Source organism: Providencia sp. PROV268 (assembly GCF_028477805.1).
GTDB lineage: Bacteria > Pseudomonadota > Gammaproteobacteria > Enterobacterales > Enterobacteriaceae > Providencia > Providencia stuartii.
The window spans coordinates 88,230-109,356 of record NZ_JAMPLW010000010.1 but is presented as its reverse complement, the minus strand read 5'-3'; the positions used below and the strand labels follow the sequence as shown (position 1 = coordinate 109,356).

At 41.7% G+C, this 21,127-nt stretch carries 19 protein-coding genes; 10 read left to right on the top strand and 9 right to left on the bottom strand.

Translation table 11 applies throughout. From position 1 onward, the window contains the following. Positions 1 to 89: 89 nt before the first annotated feature. From cyoE to PR699_RS08945, 8 genes are all read right to left on the bottom strand, one after another. Complete coding sequence (cyoE, locus tag PR699_RS08980; RefSeq protein ID WP_004927005.1) at positions 90 to 977, bottom strand: heme o synthase; 888 nt, start codon at positions 975 to 977, stop codon at positions 90 to 92. 12 nt (positions 978 to 989) lie between these two features. Beyond that, a complete protein-coding gene (locus PR699_RS08975) occupies positions 990 to 1,322 on the bottom strand; it encodes a cytochrome o ubiquinol oxidase subunit IV (RefSeq protein WP_004927007.1) in 333 nt (110 codons plus the stop codon). Beyond that, positions 1,323 to 1,937 carry a cytochrome o ubiquinol oxidase subunit III gene (locus tag PR699_RS08970; protein ID WP_004927009.1) on the bottom strand — a complete coding sequence of 205 codons (615 nt, stop codon included), beginning with the start codon at positions 1,935 to 1,937 and terminating at the stop codon, positions 1,323 to 1,325. Next, positions 1,927 to 3,918 (bottom strand): cytochrome o ubiquinol oxidase subunit I, encoded by a 1,992-nt coding sequence (cyoB, locus tag PR699_RS08965; protein WP_004927011.1) that lies wholly within the window; start codon positions 3,916 to 3,918, stop codon positions 1,927 to 1,929. Before cyoB ends, PR699_RS08970 begins: the two co-directional genes overlap by 11 nt. 4 nt (positions 3,919 to 3,922) lie before the next feature. Then, a complete protein-coding gene (gene cyoA / locus PR699_RS08960) occupies positions 3,923 to 4,870 on the bottom strand; it encodes a cytochrome o ubiquinol oxidase subunit II (protein WP_004927013.1) in 948 nt (315 codons plus the stop codon). A 441-nt stretch (positions 4,871 to 5,311) separates the two neighbouring features. Then, positions 5,312 to 6,094, bottom strand: coding sequence for an outer membrane protein OmpK (locus PR699_RS08955; RefSeq protein WP_004927017.1), 783 nt, complete (start codon positions 6,092 to 6,094; stop codon positions 5,312 to 5,314). A 253-nt stretch (positions 6,095 to 6,347) separates the two neighbouring features. Beyond that, positions 6,348 to 7,859, bottom strand: coding sequence for a muropeptide MFS transporter AmpG (gene ampG, locus PR699_RS08950; RefSeq protein ID WP_004927019.1), 1,512 nt, complete (start codon positions 7,857 to 7,859; stop codon positions 6,348 to 6,350). A 127-nt stretch (positions 7,860 to 7,986) separates the two neighbouring features. Beyond that, positions 7,987 to 8,565, bottom strand: coding sequence for a YajG family lipoprotein (locus PR699_RS08945; RefSeq protein WP_014656771.1), 579 nt, complete (start codon positions 8,563 to 8,565; stop codon positions 7,987 to 7,989). Positions 8,566 to 8,810: 245 nt separating this feature from the next. On the opposite strand from PR699_RS08945, the gene bolA reads away from it, so the two are divergent. The 9 genes from bolA (at position 8,811) to PR699_RS08900 (ending at position 19,711) form a co-directional block, all read left to right on the top strand. Then, entirely contained in the window at positions 8,811 to 9,149 is a 339-nt protein-coding gene (gene bolA, locus PR699_RS08940; protein ID WP_004927022.1) for a transcriptional regulator BolA, read from the top strand. 357 nt (positions 9,150 to 9,506) lie between these two features. After that, positions 9,507 to 10,811 carry a trigger factor gene (gene tig / locus PR699_RS08935; RefSeq protein WP_014656770.1) on the top strand — a complete coding sequence of 435 codons (1,305 nt, stop codon included), beginning with the start codon at positions 9,507 to 9,509 and terminating at the stop codon, positions 10,809 to 10,811. Positions 10,812 to 11,374: 563 nt separating this feature from the next. Further along, a complete protein-coding gene (gene clpP, locus PR699_RS08930; protein WP_004927029.1) occupies positions 11,375 to 11,995 on the top strand; it encodes an ATP-dependent Clp endopeptidase proteolytic subunit ClpP in 621 nt (206 codons plus the stop codon). A 111-nt stretch (positions 11,996 to 12,106) separates the two neighbouring features. Beyond that, on the top strand, positions 12,107 to 13,384 hold the full coding sequence (gene clpX, locus PR699_RS08925; RefSeq protein WP_004927031.1) for an ATP-dependent protease ATP-binding subunit ClpX: 1,278 nt from the start codon (positions 12,107 to 12,109) through the stop codon (positions 13,382 to 13,384). A gap of 210 nt (positions 13,385 to 13,594) precedes the next feature. Continuing rightward, positions 13,595 to 16,039 (top strand): endopeptidase La, encoded by a 2,445-nt coding sequence (gene lon / locus PR699_RS08920; protein WP_004927032.1) that lies wholly within the window; start codon positions 13,595 to 13,597, stop codon positions 16,037 to 16,039. A 213-nt stretch (positions 16,040 to 16,252) separates the two neighbouring features. Beyond that, positions 16,253 to 16,528 (top strand): nucleoid-associated protein HU-beta, encoded by a 276-nt coding sequence (hupB, locus tag PR699_RS08915; RefSeq protein ID WP_014656769.1) that lies wholly within the window; start codon positions 16,253 to 16,255, stop codon positions 16,526 to 16,528. Positions 16,529 to 16,700: 172 nt separating this feature from the next. Beyond that, positions 16,701 to 18,557, top strand: a complete 1,857-nt coding sequence (gene ppiD, locus PR699_RS08910) for a peptidylprolyl isomerase (protein ID WP_014656768.1) — start codon at positions 16,701 to 16,703, stop codon at positions 18,555 to 18,557. A 145-nt stretch (positions 18,558 to 18,702) separates the two neighbouring features. Beyond that, entirely contained in the window at positions 18,703 to 19,071 is a 369-nt protein-coding gene (locus tag PR699_RS08905) for a helix-hairpin-helix domain-containing protein (RefSeq protein ID WP_004927040.1), read from the top strand. A 208-nt stretch (positions 19,072 to 19,279) separates the two neighbouring features. After that, positions 19,280 to 19,711 (top strand): thioesterase family protein, encoded by a 432-nt coding sequence (locus PR699_RS08900; protein WP_004927043.1) that lies wholly within the window; start codon positions 19,280 to 19,282, stop codon positions 19,709 to 19,711. 52 nt (positions 19,712 to 19,763) lie between these two features. Here PR699_RS08900 and queC read toward each other — a convergent pair whose 3' ends face one another. After that, on the bottom strand, positions 19,764 to 20,462 hold the full coding sequence (queC, locus tag PR699_RS08895) for a 7-cyano-7-deazaguanine synthase QueC (RefSeq protein WP_014656767.1): 699 nt from the start codon (positions 20,460 to 20,462) through the stop codon (positions 19,764 to 19,766). Between the two features lie 200 nt (positions 20,463 to 20,662). Between queC and PR699_RS08890 the strand changes: the two genes are divergently transcribed. Further along, positions 20,663 to 21,124, top strand: a complete 462-nt coding sequence (locus tag PR699_RS08890) for an Lrp/AsnC family transcriptional regulator (RefSeq protein WP_004927047.1) — start codon at positions 20,663 to 20,665, stop codon at positions 21,122 to 21,124. Positions 21,125 to 21,127: the final 3 nt, after the last annotated feature.

The following is a 21,127-nucleotide window of genomic DNA, read 5'->3' as shown; positions in this document are numbered from 1 at the left end:
GAATATTTAATCATTATTAATAATCAATAATGATGTTATAAATGAAAACGGCAGGACTGGCCTGCCGTTGGGAGTTATTGTGTCAGAAATTATCTAACTAAAGCTATAACAGTATCGGTTGAAACTGTTGGGTCAACTGACATCATGACACTCAATGAAGTGATCGCCACAATGGAGAAGATAAACAGTTTACGAGCCCAAACACGGTCATCATTTTCGGTTTTAAACCCAGAAATTGCCATGCCAAGCCACCAAAGACTGACCGCAGCACCCACAACCAGATATTTATAACCAGCGTATCCGCTGATAGCTAACATGAGTGTGGCAACCATGAATGCCAAGATGTATAAGAAGATATGTGTCTTAGCGACAGAGATCCCTTTAATTACAGGCAAAACAGGAATATTAGCTGCTTTATAGTCTTTAAAACGGAAAATCGCGATGGCATACGAATGAGGCATTTGCCACAAGCTGAAAATCAATAACAGGATCAATGCACCTGTATCGAACTCATTTGTGACAGCGCAATAACCGATAACCGGTGGAGCTGCGCCAGATAAACTACCAATTAGCGTGCCATAGACTGATTTACGTTTCATATATAGGCTATAAATACCTACATAAACTACGAAACCAATTACCGCAAGGAGCATTGCCAGAGCATTTGCTGCTACAAGAAGTAGCAGCATGCCAGCAATACCTAATGCAGCGGCGTAAATCAGGCTAATTTTCGGGTCAATCAGCCCTTTAACTAAAGGGCGATTCTTCGTTCTTTCCATGATACGGTCGATATCACGGTCGATATAGTTGTTAAAAACACAACCAGAAGCGACGACCAGTGATACACCCAGCAAAGTCGCAATAAACAGCGGGTAATCAATCGAGCCTTTTGAGGCGAGAAGAAAACCGCCGATCACAGAAATTAGATTTCCGAAAATAATTCCTGGCTTGGTCACTTGCAGGTATTGCTTAAACATATCGGCAACTCTTTAGTCGAGCATCATATTGATGTTCAGGTTGTACATAATCCACAGAGAGCCAATGACAACGATACCGATGATTAGCATAGTGAACAGGAATGCAATCAGGTTCCAACGCTCATCTGATGATGTGTTCATGTGCAAGAAGCATACTAGATGAACGAGGATCTGTACAACAGCCATACCCACAACTGTCCAAAGGATAGTGGCTTGTGATGCTGTACCTTCCATCACCATCCAGAAAGGAATCACTGTCAATATGACTGACAGAACAAAACCAATCACGTAAGTCTTCATGCTACCGTGGCTTGCTCCAGTATGAGCATCTTTTGCGTGACTCATTTAAATTGCCCCCAGAAGATAAACAACGGTAAATACACAGATCCAAACAACATCTAAGAAGTGCCAGAATAGGCTCAGGCAGTTCAGACGCGTTTGGTTCACCTCAGTTAGGCCACGGCGTGAAACTTGGATAATCATGATGATGATCCAAACTAGACCACAAGTCACGTGGATACCGTGAGTTGCAACCAGCGTAAAGAAGCCAGACAAGAAGCCACTGCGGTCAGGACCATAGCCTTCTGCAATTAGCTCATGGAACTCATAAACTTCCATGATAACGAAGCCAAGGCCTAACAGGAAAGTGACAAACAGCCATAAGTTAACGGATGCAATTTTACCTTTATGCATGGCTAACATTGCAAAGCCGTAGGTGATACTACTGAATAACAGTAGGAAGGTTTCACCTAAAACGAATGACAGGCTGAAAATGTCTTTACCTTCAGGACCGCCGGCAGTGCCGTCAGCCAAGACAACATAAGTTGCGAATAAACAGGCGAACAGAATCAGGTCACTCATTATGTAGAGCCAGAAACCAAATACCTTAGTTCCGCCTGCATCATGGTGCCCATGCTCTGCATGGGCCAAGTTTTGATTAGTCATTGTATTAGTTGACATCGTTCACACCTGCCTTACGTAAGTCTTCAAAGTGCTTATTCTCGATTTGCTCGATTTCGGCCACAGGTACGTAATAATCAACATCTTCGTCGAAGCTTTTTGCAATCCAAGTAACAATCATGCCAGCGAAACCAACGATTGCGAGCCACCAGATGTGCCAGATCATCGCGAAACCTAAAACCAAGCTGAATGCAGCGATGATCACGCCAGCGCCTGTATTTTTCGGCATATGAATTTCTTCATATTTAGCAGGACGCTTATGAGCGGTACCTTTTTCTTTCATATCCCACCAAGCATCGCGAGTTTGGATGTTTGGCTCGATGGCAAAGTTATAGAATGGCGGTGGAGAAGATGTTGCCCACTCCAGTGTACGGCCACCCCATGGGTCACCAGTTAGGTCACGGTTTGCATGACGGTCACGGATACTCACGATGATTTGGATAACTTGACACAGGATACCCAGCGCAATCAGTCCAGCACCACATGCAGCAACAACGAGCATCGTGTGATAAGCCGGATCAATATTTTGGCTTAAACGACGAGTCATTCCCATAAAGCCAAGGATATATAGCGGCATAAATGCTAAGAAGAAACCAGTGATCCAGAACCAGAAGGCACGGACACCCCATTTTTCATTTAGCGTAAAGCCGTAAGCTTTCGGGAACCAGTAAGTCATACCCGCGAAACAACCGAATACCACACCACCAATGATAACGTTATGGAAGTGAGCAATCAGGAATAAACTGTTGTGCAGAACGAAGTTTGCACCAGGTACTGCAAGTAGAACACCTGTCATACCACCGACAGAGAAGGTGATAATGAAGCCGACAGTCCACAGCATCGGTGATTTAAACTCAATACGACCTTGATACATGGTGAACAGCCAGTTGAAGATCTTAACCCCTGTTGGGATTGCGATAATCATCGTGGCGATACCAAAGAAGGCGTTGACGTTTGCTCCCGAGCCCATCGTAAAGAAGTGGTGCAACCAAACGATGAAGGACATAACGGTAATAACGATAGTTGCCCACACTAACGAGGTGTAGCCAAACAGACGTTTTTTGGAGAACGTTGCCGCAATTTCTGAGAAAACACCGAATACAGGTAGTACAAGGATATACACCTCTGGGTGACCCCATGCCCAAATCAGGTTGATGTACATCATCATGTTACCGCCCATATCATTAGTAAAGAAATGGGTACCTAGGTAACGGTCTAATGTCAGAAGCGTCAGTGTAACAGTCAGGATTGGGAACGCTGCTACGATTAGTACGTTCGTACAGAGTGCTGCCCAGCTAAATACTGGCATTTTCATCATCGACATACCCGGTGCACGCATGCGGATAATTGTCGCGATAAAGTTAACCCCTGTTAATAGTGTACCAATACCGGATATCTGGAGACTCCAGAGCCAATAATCGACCCCGACACCCGGGTTGTACTCCAAGCCCGAAAGCGGCGGATAAGCTAACCAACCTGTTTGTGCGAATTCACCCACCCCTAACGAGATGTTAATCAGCACAACACCGACGACGAAGAACCAGAAGCTCAGTGAGTTCAGGAATGGGAAAGCAACGTCACGCGCACCAATTTGCAGAGGAACAACAAGGTTCATCAGACCGACAACAAATGGAGTCGCCATGAAGAAAATCATGATAACGCCGTGTGCGGTAAAAATTTGGTCATAGTGGTGAGGGTTTAAGAAACCTTCTTGACCAGCAGAAGCGAGTACTTGTTGACCACGCATCATGATAGCATCCGCGAAACCACGGAATAGCATGACCATTGCGACAATGATGTACATGACACCAATTTTTTTGTGGTCAACGGATGTCAACCACTCTTTCCACAACCACTTCCATTTACCGAAGTAGGTGATCGCACCAAGAAGCGCAATACCGCCGATAATGATACAAATCAGTGTCACGACGACAATTGGCTCATGGAGCGGAATAGCATCTAGTGTTAATTTTCCGAACATGCCCTTATTCCTCAGCGCCTGTATGAGCGTTATGGCTCATATGCATAGATTGACCTGCAGTTTCATCTTTCTTGTCTGCAGGAGCGTGACCTTTATGGTGCTCATGACCAAACTTGAGAATGATGTCTTCATACAGATTTGGTTTCACGCTAGAGAAGTAGGTTACAGGAACGTTCATGCTAGGTTTGGCGACTTCATCAAACGCTTGCATGGTATCCATAGTCTTAGGTGACGCTTTCACCTTTTGTACCCACTCATCAAAACCTTGGCGATCAGGTGTTGCGATAGCATTAAACTTCATATCAGAGAAGCCATGGCCACTGTAGCTTGCAGAGAAGCCTTTATAAGTACCAGGTTCATTAGCAATTAAGTGAAGCTTAGTTTGCATACCTGCCATCGCGTAGATTTGACCACCTAACGATGGAATGAAGAACGAGTTCATCACCGAATCAGACGTAATTTTGAAGTTGATTGGCACACCAGTAGGGAATGCGATTTCGTTAACTGTTGCAATGCCTTGCTCTGGATAGATGAAGATCCATTTCCAGTCAGCCGAAATAACTTCAATAGTGACAGGTTCCTGATCACTGACTAATGGCTTATAAGGGTCAAGCTCATGAGTCGTCTTCCAAGTAATAGTACCTAGAATGATGATAATGATGATAGGAACGGTCCAGCAGACTAACTCAATTTTATTTGAGTGAGCCCAGTTAGGACGGTAAGTTGCTGATTTATTGGATTCACGATATTTCATTGCAAAGATAAATGCCATGAAAATAACAGGAATCACAACAACGAGCATTAAGCCGATTGCAATAAGAATCAGCTCTTTTTGTTTGACGCCAACGGCGCCTTTAGGGTCCATCAACACCATGTCGCAACCACCTAATAATAAGGCGGCTACAACTAGCGAGATTGCCCCAATGCTTTTTTTGTAGTTCATAAGTCTCATCCACGACCCCAAATGACAAAGATTCTAATTGTCGTTTCATCAGTGGGGGCATTCTACGGTAAGGTTATGTGAGTGTAAACAATTGTAAGGTAAAGAAGCAGGATTGTTAGCTCTTTATGTTAATATGATCACATGTAAAGAGCTTATGATTAAAAAGTTAAAAGTCATGCAGATTATAGGTATATTTTGCTAAAACGAAGGTAATACTAAAATATCTTTGTCATTTTTCAAAGAAAAATATGTACAAAAGTGAGCAAAAAATGAAGAAACTGCTATGATTGTTAAATAAAATGATAGGTGAAATTACGATTTTTAATGCCGATAAGGCGGCTAGCACCACCTTACCGGCCAAAATAGCTAAGAAAAATTGTTACTTTCTTGAAAAGAAAAGAGAGTTTTTAAATTTTTCTATAAGTATTCATGTTGACTTAAGTGAGCTATTTAGAACGTATATTTTAATGTATAAATAATCGCATCTTGATAGAAATCTTCACCTAACTTGTTATCAGCGTAGCGATATTGAACACCTGCTGCTAAATTTGGTGTTGCATTCCACCAAAATGCTAATGCACCATTGACACCATCACGACCACCGTTACCGCTGCCATAACGTTTATGGCGTGCAAACTCCATTTCGTGCCAGTTAGTGATCATGAAATTCTCTTCAAACATTTTGAATCCATAACCAGCAACCCAGCCGACGACATAGCCGTTATTACCTGAATAAAACGATTGATCGACATAGTGCATTGCAATAAATGGTTTGAACCACAGGTCACCAAATGCAGTGTTGTATCCTAAACCATACAATGTATTGACTTCATGGAAATTACCACCATATTTAGCTCCTGGCAGTGACCAAGTACCATAGACGTGTCCATATACGTTAAAGCCACTGTCACCTAAATAGAAACGTCCCGTGGTTTTGATTGTATAACGTTGGTTACGACCTGGTTCAGTACGGCGTTTATGGAATGGGTTTTCCACATCAAAGAAGCCGTATAATTCCCCCCAATTGAAGTTAGCACCGCCTTCTAACTCAATGTAGGCAAAGTCTTTTTTACGAGAAGTGTATTCTGACTTAGTTTCGGTGCGGTGAGACCAGTCTAGATAGTTGACATTGATATCCGCGAAACCATTCTGATAGCCAAGAAAGCCGTCGTCTGCATTCGCTGTTCCAGCTAAAGATACGAGTGCCGCGGCGCAGAGAAGTTGTTTTTTCATAATATATTATTTTCGTTTGAGTATTAACGATATTTATTATTCAGCCGTGAGGCTGATTAGCCCTTAACGTGTGAGATATTAGGCTTTTCATTTGTAATTAAAAAATATATTTCATTGAATAAGTGATATACATCACGATATGACGCGAGGGATATCAATATTTGCTAGTCAGATCTAATTTAAAAGGTCAAGAAAAACCCGAAACAGATTTATCTTATTTCGGGATAATTACTCTAGTTATTAATTTTTTTGATTAATTAATAGCTTTTTTAACTACTTTCTTGACCGCAAAGAAATCAAGGCATCCACCAATAATCAAACTTAATGCCCCAATCCCAACGCCGGTATTGAAGATGCTATTTTGATATTCAGGCAAGGAAAGCCAAAGTGATAGATGAGTTGTAAACAGATAGATTTTGACAGATGAGAATGAGCTGATTAAGAGCGTTATTAGCCAAATAGCAAGGATGCTAATAGCTAGCAAGAATAAGTAAACCGCGATTTTGTAGGCTTTTGCATATTGTTCACGGCGCTGGAATAGCCCAGTTGTTTGGGTATAGATAAGCGATGTGCGGCAGGCAAGTAGCAGCAAGATCCCCGGTAGAGCAACGATAATCGAGAGTAAATAAAAGATTGGCCAATCATAAGCACTCACAAGAATACTGGCAACAGGGCCGATATATACGCGTCCTACTGCGGAAAGTGCAGATAGCAAAGCAAATTGTGTGGCAGAAAGAGACTTATTACATAAGGTCATCAATAAGGCAACAAAGGCGGCGGTACCCATTCCTGAGAAAAGGTTCTCAAGGAAAATAATTGTTCCCATAGTCATGATGTTAGGTGGCGTGACTGCAAGGAACCAATAGCCGATATTAGATACGCCTTGTAATATTCCGAAAATAAAGAGCGCGTTAAATAAGCTCATTTTTTTCATCAAATAACCGCCAAATAACGCCCCAATAATGGTCGCCAGCATACCTACTGTTTTATTGACAGTGCCGACTTCACTTAAGCTAAACCCTAGCCCATGCAGTAGAAAATTGGTGTTAAGTGCCATAACAAAAGCATCGCCCATTTTATAAAACACCAGTAACAGCAGGATCAACCAAGCATTGTTACGGCTGAAAAATTCAGCTAATGGTTCATAGATAGCTTTTTTTAGTGAAGTTGGTGGTGCGCCATTATCTTCAGGCTCTTTGGCAAGCAGCGTCGCTACAACACCGATTAGCATTAACCCCGCCATGAGTAGATAGAGCTGTTTCCATGTGAGAAAAGTATCTGCCATCCATAATGCTAATCCACCTGAAACTAACATACTGATGCGATACCCCATCACCGACACGGCGGCACCAAAACCTCTTTCCTCTGCACTGAGCAAATCGGTTTTATAGGCATCGAAGACAATATCTTGTGAGGCGGAGCAAAAGGCAACCATGACGGCAAGTGCTGCTAACCACCATAGGTGTTCGGATGGATTCATAAAACCCATCGCCCCTATGCTAATAATAAGTAGGATCTGTGTGGTGAGTAACCAACCTCGACGCCGACCAAAAAAAGGAGGCGTATATCTGTCCATCATGGGAGACCACAGAAACTTTAAAACATAAGCTTGACCAACAAGCGAAAAGAAACCGATTGTTTTGATATCGATGTTTTCAACTGTTAACCAAGCTTGTAATGTACCTGCGGTAAGGGCTAACGGAAGGCCGGAAACAAAACCTAATAGGATTAAAATGACTGAGTTAGGTAAAAAGGCACGGGACATAATCTTCCTATGATTGGTTATTTGTAAAATAGAGGACTTCCGTTATTGGTTGCTTATTGTAGTAATAGCACCACACTTTTAAGAGCCTATAGAAATAGGCTCTTACCGTATAATAATGTAAGGGCGATTACCGAGCGTTTTGTCTAATAAACTGCGTCAATTCTTGGTCATTTGCCATATCATTAATTAAATCTGTTAACGCGATATTGATCGCTTTTTCTATTTTATCGTTACTTGCACCAAGTAATTCTTGGTTGTTGTAATTACGCGTAAAAGTACGTGATTTCGTCGAGCCGTTAGGCGCTGTCGCATTAACGGTCACACTGGTGTTTACCGTGATATTGTGACGTAGACTGCCTTCAGTGACTTGGGCGTTTAATTGATTTAATTGTACGACTAAGTTAACACTCGCGGGTGACGACACCATAAAACCACGTGCTGCCATTTGTTTCTCAACCGCTTCTTGCATTAAATAGCGAGGATCACGCGAAGGTGACAAGACCACTAAACTCCCATTACGGTTGAGTTCCGTAAGTGATTTTGATGGTCGGTTATCAACGCTACTCACACTAATTGCGGTTGCATTGAGTGTCGGGTTGCGCGCAGGTAGCGTGATTTTGGGTTCGAGCGATAAAGTGTTATTGCTTGTTGCACAACCTGCTAGAAGAAATAGTGCAAAAAGTGGAAAACAAAGTTTTCTTAACATAATTTTTTCCAGTTAATCTTTCCTAATTGAGTCTGTTCCGTTATGGTGCAATCTAACGAACCCTGTTATGTTTTATAGGGTATAGTGCCATTGTGACGGATTTTCTAAAGGGTTAGACAACCATTTTAGAAAAAATTCGCCAAAGCGGGTATTTATCATATCATTGTAGAGTGATTGTCCTCTACCGTGACAAAAAAAGATAACAAAAAAAACGTAAATGTTGGTTGAAGAAAGGAGTTATTTTTATGGGGATAAATGCACCGCAGAATATGCAGTCACGTATTCAGCAAAAGTTGCATACAGCCTTTGAACCTGCTCATCTTGAAGTGATCAATGAAAGCTATCAACACAATGTGCCTGCTGGTTCAGAAAGCCACTTTAAGGTGGTTTTAGTCAGTGAAAAATTTGAAAATAAACGTATGGTTGGCCGTCATCGCGAAATTTATGCTATTTTGGCGGACGAATTAGCAGGAAGTATCCACGCATTAGCGCTCCATACGTATACCCCGACAGAATGGGGGGAATTGGCGGATACGGCATTAAATTCACCTGCATGTCGTGGTGGTGGTAAAACAAACGGCTGATTGACTCATTCTCTGTTTTACTGTCATTGTGATGAAATGATTCACATCATTTTACGATGTTGACATTAATTTCGATGAGCATTTTTTCTCCAATTTGCGTGGAGAAGACATTTTTTAGTCGGAAAAGTCACAAATAAAGCGGATTGATCGCTTCTTTTATCAGCTTTTCTCGACTCGGAGCATCTGCATCGGTATAATGTCGCGTCTAATTTTCAGTAAGGTTTCGGGACGCTTCTGATATCAGGGATGACCGTTGTGTAAGCAACGCCCCCGGTTCTGGAAGGGAGAAGGTCGTTATGATTTAATGACCAAACTCTGGAGTAGACCGATCACTAAGATTTTTTTTGAGGTAAGAAGATGCAAGTTTCTGTTGAAACGACTCAAGGCCTTGGGCGTCGTGTAACAATCACCGTTCCTGCTGCCGATATTGAAAAAGCAGTAAACAGCGAGCTGGTTAATGTCGCGAAGAAAGTACGTGTTGATGGTTTCCGTAAAGGGAAAGTACCAATGAACATCGTTAAACAGCGTTACGGCGCGTCTGTTATGCAAGACGTTCTGGGCGATGTGATGCAACGTAACTTCATCAACGCGATCATCGAACAAAAAATCAATCCAGCAGGTGCGCCTAGCTACAAACCTGAAATGCTGGAAGATGGTAAAGATTTTGTTTACTCAGTTGAATTCGAAGTTTATCCAGAAATCGAGCTGAAAGGTCTGGAAACTATCGAAGTTGAAAAACCAGTTGTTTCTGTAAAAGATGAAGATCTGGAAAACATGCTGGAAACGCTGCGTAAGCAACAAGCTCAGTGGAAAGCAGTTTCTGAAGCGGCAACTGCGGATTCACGTATCACTATTAACTTCACTGGCTCAATCGATGGTGAAGAGTTCGAAGGTGGCAAAGCAGAAGATTTCGCACTGGTTATGGGCGAAGGTCGTATGATCCCTGGCTTTGAAGATGGCATCGTTGGTCACAAAGCAGGCGAAGAGTTTGATATCGAAGTTAACTTCCCAGAAGATTACCACGCTGAAAACCTGAAAGGTAAAGCAGCTAAGTTTGCTATCGTTCTGAAGAAAGTTGAGCAACGTGAACTGCCAGAATTCACTGAAGAGTTCATCAAGCGTTTCGGTATCGTTGATGGTACTTTAGAAGGTCTGCGTGCTGAAGTTCGTAAAAATATGGAACGTGAACTGAAAAATGCAGTTCGTAACCGTATTAAAGCGCAAGTTTTAGATGGTCTAGTTAACGCAAACGAAATCGAAGTTCCTGCTGCTGTGGTTGATGGCGAAATTGACGTTCTGCGTCGTCAAGCTGCTCAACGCTTTGGTGGTAACGAGAAGCAAGCGATGGAACTGCCACGTGAACTGTTCGAAGAACAAGCAAAACGTCGCGTTGTTATCGGTCTGCTGTTAGGTGAAGTGATCAGCGCTAATGAGCTGAAAGCTGATGAAGATCGTGTTAAAGCATTGATCGAAGAAATGGCGTCAGCTTATGAAGATCCAGCAGAAGTTATCGAATACTACAGCAAAAATAATGAGCTGATGAATAGTGTTCGTAACTTAGCATTAGAAGAGCAAGCGGTTGAGAAAGTTCTTGAAGTTGCGAAAGTGACTGAAAAAGAAACTAACTTCACAGAACTGATGAACCAAGTTCAAGCGGGTTAATTTCGCTTTTTCAGTTGTGCAAATAATAAACCCGTGGCATTGCGCTGCGGGTTTTTTGCCAATTAGAGTTATCACATTTCAAGTTAGGGTGAGGGTGCCTAGATAGAGGCTGAGCTTGGGGTTTATTAGCCATTTGTGCTGCCTAAGATGGCTTACTTGTCGCTTTATTACCACTCGAATTATTTAAGGTAGGCGCACCAATCGTCTTGAAAATCACATTTTCGCCCTAATTTTATTATAAGCGCTGCGGTATATTCACATAAGATAGGCTGTTTGGTTCTCGGTTATCTGAAAGAACAAATCCGTGAATCCTTACAGACTTGTGTTAAACTATTTTATAGTGGGTCTTGTTTTCTACGGCGTCATTCGCTGTGTTCATGCTCATCTCTATTAACAGCTTTTTAGTTAACTTAAAAGAAATAACGAGATGAGATAATAGTGGAAATAGGCAAGATAGAGAATTTTTAAAGACAAACTGTTTGTTTGCTGCTTAGAATGCTTAAAAGTCGAACAAACAGCAAATTTAGGCGCAAGCACCAGATAGTTTTTAATAGGAGATTTCGATGTCATATTTTGGCGGTCAGGAAAATCTAGCATCCCAAATGGCTCTAGTGCCAATGGTCATTGAGCAGACCTCTCGGGGTGAACGTTCATACGATATTTATTCACGTCTGTTAAAAGAACGTATTATCTTCCTGACAGGTCAGGTGGAAGATCATATGGCGAACTTAATTGTCGCACAGATGCTATTTCTGGAAGCGGAAAACCCAGAAAAAGATATCCAACTTTACATCAACTCCCCTGGTGGTGTGATCACCGCAGGTATGTCTATCTATGACACAATGCAATTTATTAAGCCGGATGTCAGCACAATCTGTATGGGGCAAGCTTGCTCTATGGGCTCTTTCTTGCTGGCTGCGGGGACTAAAGGCAAACGCTTCTGCTTGCCGAACTCTCGTGTGATGATCCACCAACCATTGGGCGGTTATCAAGGGCAAGCGACAGACATTCAAATTCACGCTCAGGAAATTCTGAAAGTGAAAACTCGAATGAATGAATTAATGGCATTGCACACAGGTAAATCAGTTGAAGAGATTAATCGTGATACTGAACGCGATCGTTTCTTGTCTGCAGATGAAGCCAAAGAGTATGGTTTGGTCGACCATATTTATACTAGCCGTTAATTAGCTAGGATTTATCCATACTTAATTAATATTAAAGAAATTTATTATCCTGTTTTAGGTTGCTTATCCAGCAAATAAACAGGGTAGTTTGACGATAAGTGAGGTCAACTGATGACAGAAAAACGCAAAGAGGGGTCAGGTAAGCTGTTGTACTGCTCTTTCTGCGGAAAAAGTCAGCATGAAGTCCGCAAGCTGATTGCCGGTCCGTCAGTCTATATTTGTGATGAATGTGTCGATTTATGCCTCGATATCATCCGTGAAGAGATCAAAGAGTTAGCTCCTCATCGTGAGCGTAGTGCACTGCCTACTCCCCATGAAATTAGAGAGCATCTTGATGATTACGTCATAGGTCAAGAACAAGCGAAGAAAGTACTTTCTGTTGCTGTTTATAACCATTACAAGCGTTTACGTAATGGAGATACCACTGCTGAAGGGGTAGAGCTTGGTAAAAGTAATATTTTGCTGATCGGCCCAACAGGTAGCGGTAAAACACTGTTGGCTGAGACGTTGGCTCGTTACTTGGATGTGCCATTTACGATGGCTGATGCAACCACATTAACCGAAGCGGGTTACGTGGGGGAAGATGTCGAAAATATCATCCAAAAATTACTGCAAAAATGCGACTACGATGTAGAAAAAGCTCAACGCGGTATTGTTTACATTGATGAAATTGACAAAATTTCGCGTAAATCAGATAACCCATCCATTACCCGTGATGTTTCAGGGGAAGGGGTACAGCAAGCGCTACTGAAACTCATTGAAGGAACAGTGGCGGCGGTTCCTCCACAAGGTGGTCGCAAGCATCCTCAACAAGAGTTTTTACAGGTTGATACCTCTAAAATCTTATTTATCTGTGGTGGTGCGTTTGCAGGGCTTGATAAAGTCATCGGTCAGCGTTTAAACACACGTTCAGGTATTGGTTTCGCTGCGGAAGTCAAAGGCGAATCTGACAAAATCAGTGAAGGTGAGTTGTTAACGCAAACAGAACCAGAAGATTTAATCAAATTTGGTCTGATCCCTGAGTTTATTGGTCGTTTGCCTGTTGTTGCGACATTAACTGAATTGAGTGAAGAAGCATTGATTCAGATTTTGCAGGAACCGAAGAACGCATTAACCAAGCAATATCAAGCGCTATTTAGCCTTGAAGGGACAGAGTTAGAGTTCCGTGAAGAAGCCTTAAAAGCGATTGCTAAAAAGGCAATGGCTCGTAAAACCGGGGCTCGTGGCTTACGCTCAATTGTTGAAGCCGCATTACTAAATACAATGTACGATCTGCCTTCTATGGAAGGTGTTGAAAAAGTCGTTGTTGATGAGAATGTGATTAATGAACAATCAGAGCCATTACTGATCTACAGCAAGCCTGATGCCCAAGCCTCTGGTGATAATTAGCGCCTAGGATTTAGCACCAAAAAGTTATCAGTGAAATGAGGGATCCTCCCCTCATTTCACTTTTTATCTTCAAGTACCCATTGAATGCTAAAATCTTATCCCCATATAGTTTATATTCTGAGTGTGGTTTCTTTGTTTTTAAAATAATTACTTTCTAAACAATAGTTGGAAACCCTTAAACTAGCGTAAGCTAAACGAAGAGAGAGCTTTATGAATCCTGAGCGTTCCGAACGCATAGAAATACCAGTATTGCCTCTGCGTGATGTAGTGGTGTACCCACATATGGTGATCCCACTGTTTGTTGGACGTGAAAAATCCATTCACAGTCTGGAAGCAGCGATGGATCATGACAAGCAAGTAATGCTGGTAGCCCAAAAAGAGGCCTCAACTGATGAGCCTGGGGTTAACGATTTATTTTCTGTTGGCACCGTTGCTTCAGTTATTCAAATGCTGAAATTGCCCGATGGCACAGTTAAAGTATTAGTTGAAGGTTTAAGAAGAGCACGCATAAGCAGTTTAACTGACAATGGTGAATATTTCTTAGCACAAGCTGAACTGTTACAGCCTGAATCAGTGAAACACGTTGCGGGAACTGATAACTTTTACAATGAAGCGGGTGCTAAAACGCAAGTTGCAGAGCTTCTTGATGAAAAAGAACAAGAGGTTCTTTATCGCACGATAGTCAGTCAGTTCGAAAGCTACATCAAACTGAACAAAAAAATTCCACCTGAGGTGCTGACCTCGCTACACTCGATTGAACAAGATCAACTCGATAAACTAGCGGACACAATAGCTTCTCATATGCCATTGAAATTGGCAGATAAACAGCGCGTATTGGAGATGGCGAATGTCGCCGAGCGTGTTGAGTTCCTGATGGCCATGATGGAGTCAGAAACTGAGCTGCTGCAAGTTGAAAAACGCATCCGTAATCGTGTTAAAAAACAGATGGAAAAAAGCCAACGCGAATACTATTTGAATGAGCAAATGAAAGCGATTCAAAAAGAGCTTGGTGAAATGGATGACGCGCCAGATGAATACGAAGCGCTGAAACGTAAAATTGAAGAAGCGAAGATGCCAAAAGAGGCTCATGAAAAAGCGGAAGCTGAGTTGCAGAAGCTAAAAATGATGTCTCCGATGTCGGCTGAAGCCACCGTCGTACGTAGCTATATTGACTGGATGGTGCAGGTGCCATGGCATGCGCGCAGCAAAGTGAAAAAAGATCTTGTTAAGGCGCAAGAAGTCCTTGATAAAGACCATTATGGCTTAGAGCGCGTTAAAGAGCGTATTTTAGAGTATCTGGCAGTACAAAGCCGTGTTAGCAAAATTAAAGGGCCTATTTTATGTCTGGTAGGGCCTCCGGGGGTTGGTAAAACTTCTCTTGGGCAATCTATTGCGAAAGCGACAGGGCGCCAGTATACCCGTATGGCGTTAGGTGGTGTGCGTGACGAAGCGGAGATCCGTGGTCACCGTCGTACCTATATCGGTTCTATGCCGGGTAAATTGATCCAGAAAATGGCAAAAGTTGGGGTAAAAAACCCACTATTCCTGTTAGATGAGATCGATAAAATGTCTTCTGATATGCGTGGCGATCCAGCATCCGCATTGTTAGAGGTATTAGATCCTGAGCAAAACGTCGCCTTTAACGATCACTATTTGGAAGTGGATTATGATCTGTCAGATGTGATGTTTGTTGCTACGTCGAACTCAATGAACATCCCAGCGCCGTTACTTGACCGTATGGAAGTGATCCGTCTTTCCGGTTATACGGAAGATGAAAAGCTGAATATTGCTAAGCAACACTTATTGCCGAAACAAGTTCAGCGTAATGCCTTGAAAAAAGGTGAGCTAACCATCGATGACAGTGCATTAATCGGTATTATTCGTTATTACACGCGTGAAGCTGGTGTGCGTGGCCTCGAACGTGAAATTTCGAAATTGTGCCGTAAAGCGGTGAAAGCCTTATTGATGGATAAAAAGCTTAAACATATCGAAATTAACGCTGACAACCTAAAAGACTTTTTAGGTGTGCGCAAATTCGATTACGGGCAAGCAGATACTGAAAACCGAGTTGGTCAAGTGACAGGTCTTGCATGGACAGAAGTAGGTGGTGATTTATTAACCATCGAGACAGCTTGTGTTCCGGGCAAAGGTAAACTCACGTATACCGGTTCACTCGGTGAAGTTATGCAGGAATCCATCCAAGCGGCATTAACCGTAGTACGCGCTCGAGCAGAAAAACTGGGTATCAATAGCGATTTCTATGAAAAACGCGATATCCATGTACACGTTCCGGAAGGTGCGACGCCAAAAGATGGCCCAAGTGCGGGGATTGCAATGTCAACCGCGCTGGTGTCTTGTTTAACGGGGAATCCTGTTAAAGCTGATGTAGCAATGACGGGTGAAATTACTTTAAGAGGTCTTGTTTTACCGATTGGTGGTCTGAAAGAGAAATTACTTGCGGCACACCGCGGTGGCATCAAGACAGTATTAATTCCATTTGAGAATAAACGTGACTTGGAAGAAATTCCAGAAAACGTTATTGCAGATTTGGAAATTCATCCGGTTAAAACAATTGAAGAGGTACTCTCTTTAGCACTAGCGAACCCACCATTTGGTGCGGAAATCGTAAAAAATAAGTCAAAAAGAGTGAGCTGAATCAAGAAGTTTACATAAAAATGAGACTGACAGCTAATTTAGGGGTTGTCAGTCTTTTTTTTCGTCGCTAATTTAACGATGATTCTGATAATTATTTGGATGTAATCTGTTCTCTTGCCATTGGCATTCAGGATTGATATAACGGCTGCATCATTAATTAGCTTAAATAGCCTAATTAAGATCATAGTCAAAACTAATATGGGGATGATAAGAGTGAATAAGTCTCAACTGATTGATCAAATCGCTTCTGAAGCGAACATTTCTAAAGCTGCAGCTGGTCGCGTTGTTGATGCGTTTGTTGCATCTGTAACGACTTCACTAAGCAAAGGTGACGATGTTGCTTTAGTTGGCTTTGGTACATTCACTGTTCGTGAGCGTGCCGCTCGTACAGGACGTAACCCACAAACAGGTAAAGAGATTAAGATCGCTGCGGCGAAAGTACCTGCTTTCCGTCCGGGCAAAGGTTTAAAAGACGCGGTTAATAGCTAATTCAGTTTTCTTTTGGTTTTGTTTTATTTTTTCTAAAACACACACTGACTGAATAATATTAATCAGCTAATATAGAGGCGCATCATGGAAATGGTGCGCTTTTTTTTCAATCTGGGTTAAGATTAGCGTATTATTAGGAAATTGAATTTAACAAGCGGAGTTAAGCCTTTTTATGATGGACAATCTACGCACGAAAGCGAACAGTCCTTTTATCAAAGTGCTACTGGCTATTATTATCCTGTCATTCGTGCTGACAGGGGTTGCTGGTTACATGATTGGCGGTTCAAGTAATGATGCTGCTAAAGTTAATGGACAGTCAATTAGCAGGGAGCAATTCCAAACGGCTTTCTCGCAAGAGCGTCAGTCTTTACAAGATTCCTTGGGTGATAAGTTCTCTGAAATTGCTGGCAATGAAGAGAGCATGAAATTTTTGCGTAATCAGGTTTTAAATAACTTGATTAACAGTACGTTAATGGCTGAGTATGCTAATGAATTAAACTTATCTGCCAGTGATCAGCAGGTAAAGGATGCAATTTTTGAAATGCCAGTGTTCCAAACTAATGGAAAATTTGATGGCGATAAGTATCGTCAGATATTGGCAGCAAATAACTACAGTGCTGATAACTTAGCGGAACAAGTCCGTGCTAATTTAATTCTCTCTCAGCTTTCTGATTCATTTATTAAAACCGATTTTGCGCTACCTTCAGAAGTGAAAACATATGCAGAGCTCGTTTTACAAGAGCGCGAAATTCGTGTAGCGACCCTTTCGTTAGCCGATGAACAAGCAAAGCAGACGGCGACTGAAGATGAAATTAAAGCTTACTATAATGCGAATCAGGATAGCTTTATTGCTCCTGAGAAAGTGCAAGTTAGCTATGTAGAAATAGACGCGGCAGCTTTACCTCCACAATCAGTCACTGATGAAGAGGTAAAAACGTATTATGAGCAAAACCTAAAAAACTACACTCAAGCTGAGCAAAAGCACTACAGCATGATCCAAGTGGCGTCAGAGAAAGAAGCTAACGCTATCATTGATGAGCTAAAAGCCGGTGCTGATTTTGTGGCGTTAGCGACTGAGAAATCAACCGATAAGCTTAGTGCGGGTAATAAAGGTATCATTGGTTGGATGGAAGAAGCCTCGACGCCCTCTGAAATCGTTAACGCTAACTTAACGGAAAAAGGGCAAATCTCTACACCTATTAAGTCAGATTCAAATTTTGTGATTTTCCGTTTGGATGATATCAAACCTGAAAGTATTAAGCCTCTCGACTCGGTGAAGGATGAGATTAAAAATAAACTGATTCAGGACAAAAATAGTAAGCAGTTTTATGACTTACAGCAGAAAGTCAGTGAAGCGGCCACAAATGATAATGAGTCACTTGCTTCAGTTGAAGAAGTATCAGGTTTAAAAGTGGTGGCAACGGATTGGTTTGATAAAAATAATCCGCCAGCAGCGCTTAATTACCCTAAAGTGATCAACGAAATATTCAGTGAACGTTTAGTGGATCAAAATGGTTCTACGGGGATTAACTCAGATGTTATCGACGTTCAAGGTGACCGTGCATTTGTTGTCCGTGTATCACAATATGCACCGGAGCAAACTCAACCATTAGAAGCTGTTAAATCTCAAGTTGAAACACTCGTTAAACGCCAGAAAGCGAATGCAGCATTAAAAGCTGAAGGCGAGAAATTAGTCGCAGCCTTGAAAGAAGGTAAAGGTGATACTGCAAATATTCAGTTTTCTGCACCTGAAAAGGTTTCACGCTTGATGCCTCAAACGCCAGTTATTGGCGCGGCAATGGCAATGGCGAAACCTGCTGACGGCAAAGCAACTTATACAACAGTGCGTGACGAAAAAGATAATTTAGTCATTATTCAACTTGATAAAGTGATCCCAGGCAAAGCTTCAGATAAAGAGCTTGAGCAGTTAACCGCAAACTACCGTGGTATGATGGGAATGGCGGTAAATGAAGCTTTGATTCAGAACTTACGTAATAACGCCAAAATTGAAGTGATTAATTTAGACTAAATTGCGAAGCCGCTCGTAATTCTAAGTGCAACAAAAATAAGTTGAGGCCACCTTTGGGTGGCCTTTCTCATTTCTATCATCACAAAAAAGCTTTTGCATAATAAATTTGGCATTGTGGCATCTCAATTTAAACAGGAGAACATCAATGACATGGATGAAATTTATAAAGCAATCATTAGGCAGCGCTGCCGTTATTCTGACGATATTAATGTGCTCACAATCGGCGCTAGCAAAAAAAGCAGAAGCTGATAAGCCAGTGGCGGCGGTGGTTAGTAAAAAGCCTAAGGAGGAAAAACCATCGGAGAATTTGAAAGAGACAAATCAAGTGAACATCAATCAAGCGAGTGCCGAAGAGTTAGCGAAAAAGCTTCATGGAATTGGCATACAAAAAGCGAAAGCTATTGTTGAGTATAGGGAGAAATATGGCGCATTTAATACTCTTGAAAATATTTTGGAAGTACGTGGAATAGGGCCTGCATTTTTAGAGAAAAACAGAGGCAAGCTAGCGCTATAGTGAGCTGTGTGCCCACCTTGTTGTGGGCACTTAATCTTATTTGTGGTGAATGCCAATATTATAGTGTGATCTAAGACGATCCTATTATTGTAATACTTGCCTTGATACATAAAAAATGCGATCAGTATCGAAGAAAATAGAACATTTCAGCAAATAGCATGATTGTTTGTTATATTTTTGTAACGAATAGCAACTGGTCGGAGTAGTTATGGCAACGCAAATTAAAGTACGTGGTTATCATATTGATGTTTTCCAACATGTGAACAACGCACGTTATCTGGAGTTTTATGAATCAGATAGATGGGCTTGTATGGATGAGCACAATTTTCTGGGCTGGGCGCTAAAAAGCCAGCTTGCCATGGTGGCGGTTAATATCAATGTGAACTATTTTCATGGTGCCATACTTGGCGATGAGCTAACAGTGACAACGCGTATTGAAAAAATTGGTACTAAAAGTGCGTTGTGCTATCAGCAAATAACACGTGAAAGGCAAGGTAAGAGAGAAGTGGTGTCAGATGCAAAGGTGACTTTTGTCTTTATTGATTTAGCACTGAATAAATCTATTAAGATTGAAGGGGAACTGCGCGAAAAACTTGAGTTATTATCCAAAAGCAGTACTGAAGATTTTATTGCCGCTTAATCATTAACACCGGAAAGTTGCTAACTCTCCGGTGTGGTTAGCAAGCAAAGTACTAAGCGAGATTAGCGAGTTTTTTTAGAGAAGCTAACACCGACTCTTTATGGCTTAAATAATAGTCCAAGCCTTTACTGCGAAGGTGGCATGCAGCACACTCCCCACAACCGTCACCTTGTATACCATTATAACAAGTCAACGTTTGCTCACGTATGGTTTCTAAATGCCCATAATAGTCTGCAAGTGCCCATGTTTGTGCTTTATCGAGCCACATTAAAGGCGTTTCAAAGCGGATATCTTTTGCTAGCCCAAGGTTTACGGCATGGTTAAGTGCTTTAACAAATTCGTCTCGGCAATCAGGGTAGCCTGAAAAATCGGTTTCACATACGCCTGTGATAACCGCCTCTGCTTGGACTTGGTAAGCGTAGATGGCTGCAAGCGTTAAAAAGAGAATGTTTCTACCCGGAACAAAAGTGCTAGGTAGCCCATTAGCTGTACTTTCGTTATAGTCGGGTACAGGGATATTGTCGCGGGTCAAACTGCTTACGGCTAACTCATTGAGTAGGTTTACATCAAGGATTTTATGCGCGGCTGCACCCAGTGAATGGCTTAGCTTTTGAGCCACTTCAATTTCAAGCCGATGACGTTGTCCATAATCAAAGGTGACACAATGGACTTCATCATACATTTTTAAAGCTTGAATGAGACAAGTCGTCGAGTCTTGACCACCACTGAAGACAACAACAGCACGTTTCATAAACACTTCTCCTACTCAAAAATATAAATACTTAACTGATGGGTCATGGTAATGATGCTAGCGTGTGATGAACAGGGAAATTTTTGTCTTTTTGTGGTTATTGATGAATTATTTATGCTGTCGTAAATCTATTTAGGTAAAATCATTCTATTATATAAAGTCGACAGTGATATTTTTTTATAAATAAAAAGAGAATACCTATGTTAGATAAGATAGATAAAAAGTTGCTTCGCTTGTTGCAAAATGACAGTAGTCTATCTTTAAATGCACTTGCAGAGGCCGTTAACTTGACGTCGACTCCTTGTTGGAAAAGGTTGAAACGCTTGGAGGATGAAGGGTACATTCGCCACCGAGTGACCTTGCTTGATGGGGAAAAATTAGGTCTCGGTCTAACGGTTATTGTTATGATCAAAACGCAACACCATAACAGCGAGTGGTATGAACAATTTGTCTCTTTTGTTAGCCAACTCCCTGAAGTCCTTATGTTTTACCGTATGGCAGGAGAGTATGATTATCTGATGCAAGTCGAAGTCAAAGATATGAAATCCTACGATCTATTTTATAAGAAACTGGTTAATGGCGTTCATGGCCTGATTGATGTAACCTCTAGTTTTGCAATGGAAAAAATCAAGTATACGACAGCGCTACCTATTCCTGATTAGTGT

Bases quoted from the DNA above. Each gene is read 5' to 3' on its own strand.
- cyoE (WP_004927005.1), bottom strand. From the start codon at position 977: ATGTTTAAGCAATACCTGCAAGTGACCAAGCCAGGAATTATTTTCGGA.
- PR699_RS08975 (WP_004927007.1), bottom strand. From the start codon at position 1,322: ATGAGTCACGCAAAAGATGCTCATACTGGAGCAAGCCACGGTAGCATG.
- PR699_RS08970 (WP_004927009.1), bottom strand. From the start codon at position 1,937: ATGTCAACTAATACAATGACTAATCAAAACTTGGCCCATGCAGAGCAT.
- cyoB (WP_004927011.1), bottom strand. From the start codon at position 3,918: ATGTTCGGAAAATTAACACTAGATGCTATTCCGCTCCATGAGCCAATT.
- cyoA (WP_004927013.1), bottom strand. From the start codon at position 4,870: ATGAGACTTATGAACTACAAAAAAAGCATTGGGGCAATCTCGCTAGTT.
- PR699_RS08955 (WP_004927017.1), bottom strand. From the start codon at position 6,094: ATGAAAAAACAACTTCTCTGCGCCGCGGCACTCGTATCTTTAGCTGGA.
- ampG (WP_004927019.1), bottom strand. From the start codon at position 7,859: ATGTCCCGTGCCTTTTTACCTAACTCAGTCATTTTAATCCTATTAGGT.
- PR699_RS08945 (WP_014656771.1), bottom strand. From the start codon at position 8,565: ATGTTAAGAAAACTTTGTTTTCCACTTTTTGCACTATTTCTTCTAGCA.
- bolA (WP_004927022.1), top strand. From the start codon at position 8,811: ATGGGGATAAATGCACCGCAGAATATGCAGTCACGTATTCAGCAAAAG.
- tig (WP_014656770.1), top strand. From the start codon at position 9,507: ATGCAAGTTTCTGTTGAAACGACTCAAGGCCTTGGGCGTCGTGTAACA.
- clpP (WP_004927029.1), top strand. From the start codon at position 11,375: ATGTCATATTTTGGCGGTCAGGAAAATCTAGCATCCCAAATGGCTCTA.
- clpX (WP_004927031.1), top strand. From the start codon at position 12,107: ATGACAGAAAAACGCAAAGAGGGGTCAGGTAAGCTGTTGTACTGCTCT.
- lon (WP_004927032.1), top strand. From the start codon at position 13,595: ATGAATCCTGAGCGTTCCGAACGCATAGAAATACCAGTATTGCCTCTG.
- ppiD (WP_014656768.1), top strand. From the start codon at position 16,701: ATGATGGACAATCTACGCACGAAAGCGAACAGTCCTTTTATCAAAGTG.
- PR699_RS08905 (WP_004927040.1), top strand. From the start codon at position 18,703: ATGACATGGATGAAATTTATAAAGCAATCATTAGGCAGCGCTGCCGTT.
- PR699_RS08900 (WP_004927043.1), top strand. From the start codon at position 19,280: ATGGCAACGCAAATTAAAGTACGTGGTTATCATATTGATGTTTTCCAA.
- queC (WP_014656767.1), bottom strand. From the start codon at position 20,462: ATGAAACGTGCTGTTGTTGTCTTCAGTGGTGGTCAAGACTCGACGACT.
- PR699_RS08890 (WP_004927047.1), top strand. From the start codon at position 20,663: ATGTTAGATAAGATAGATAAAAAGTTGCTTCGCTTGTTGCAAAATGAC.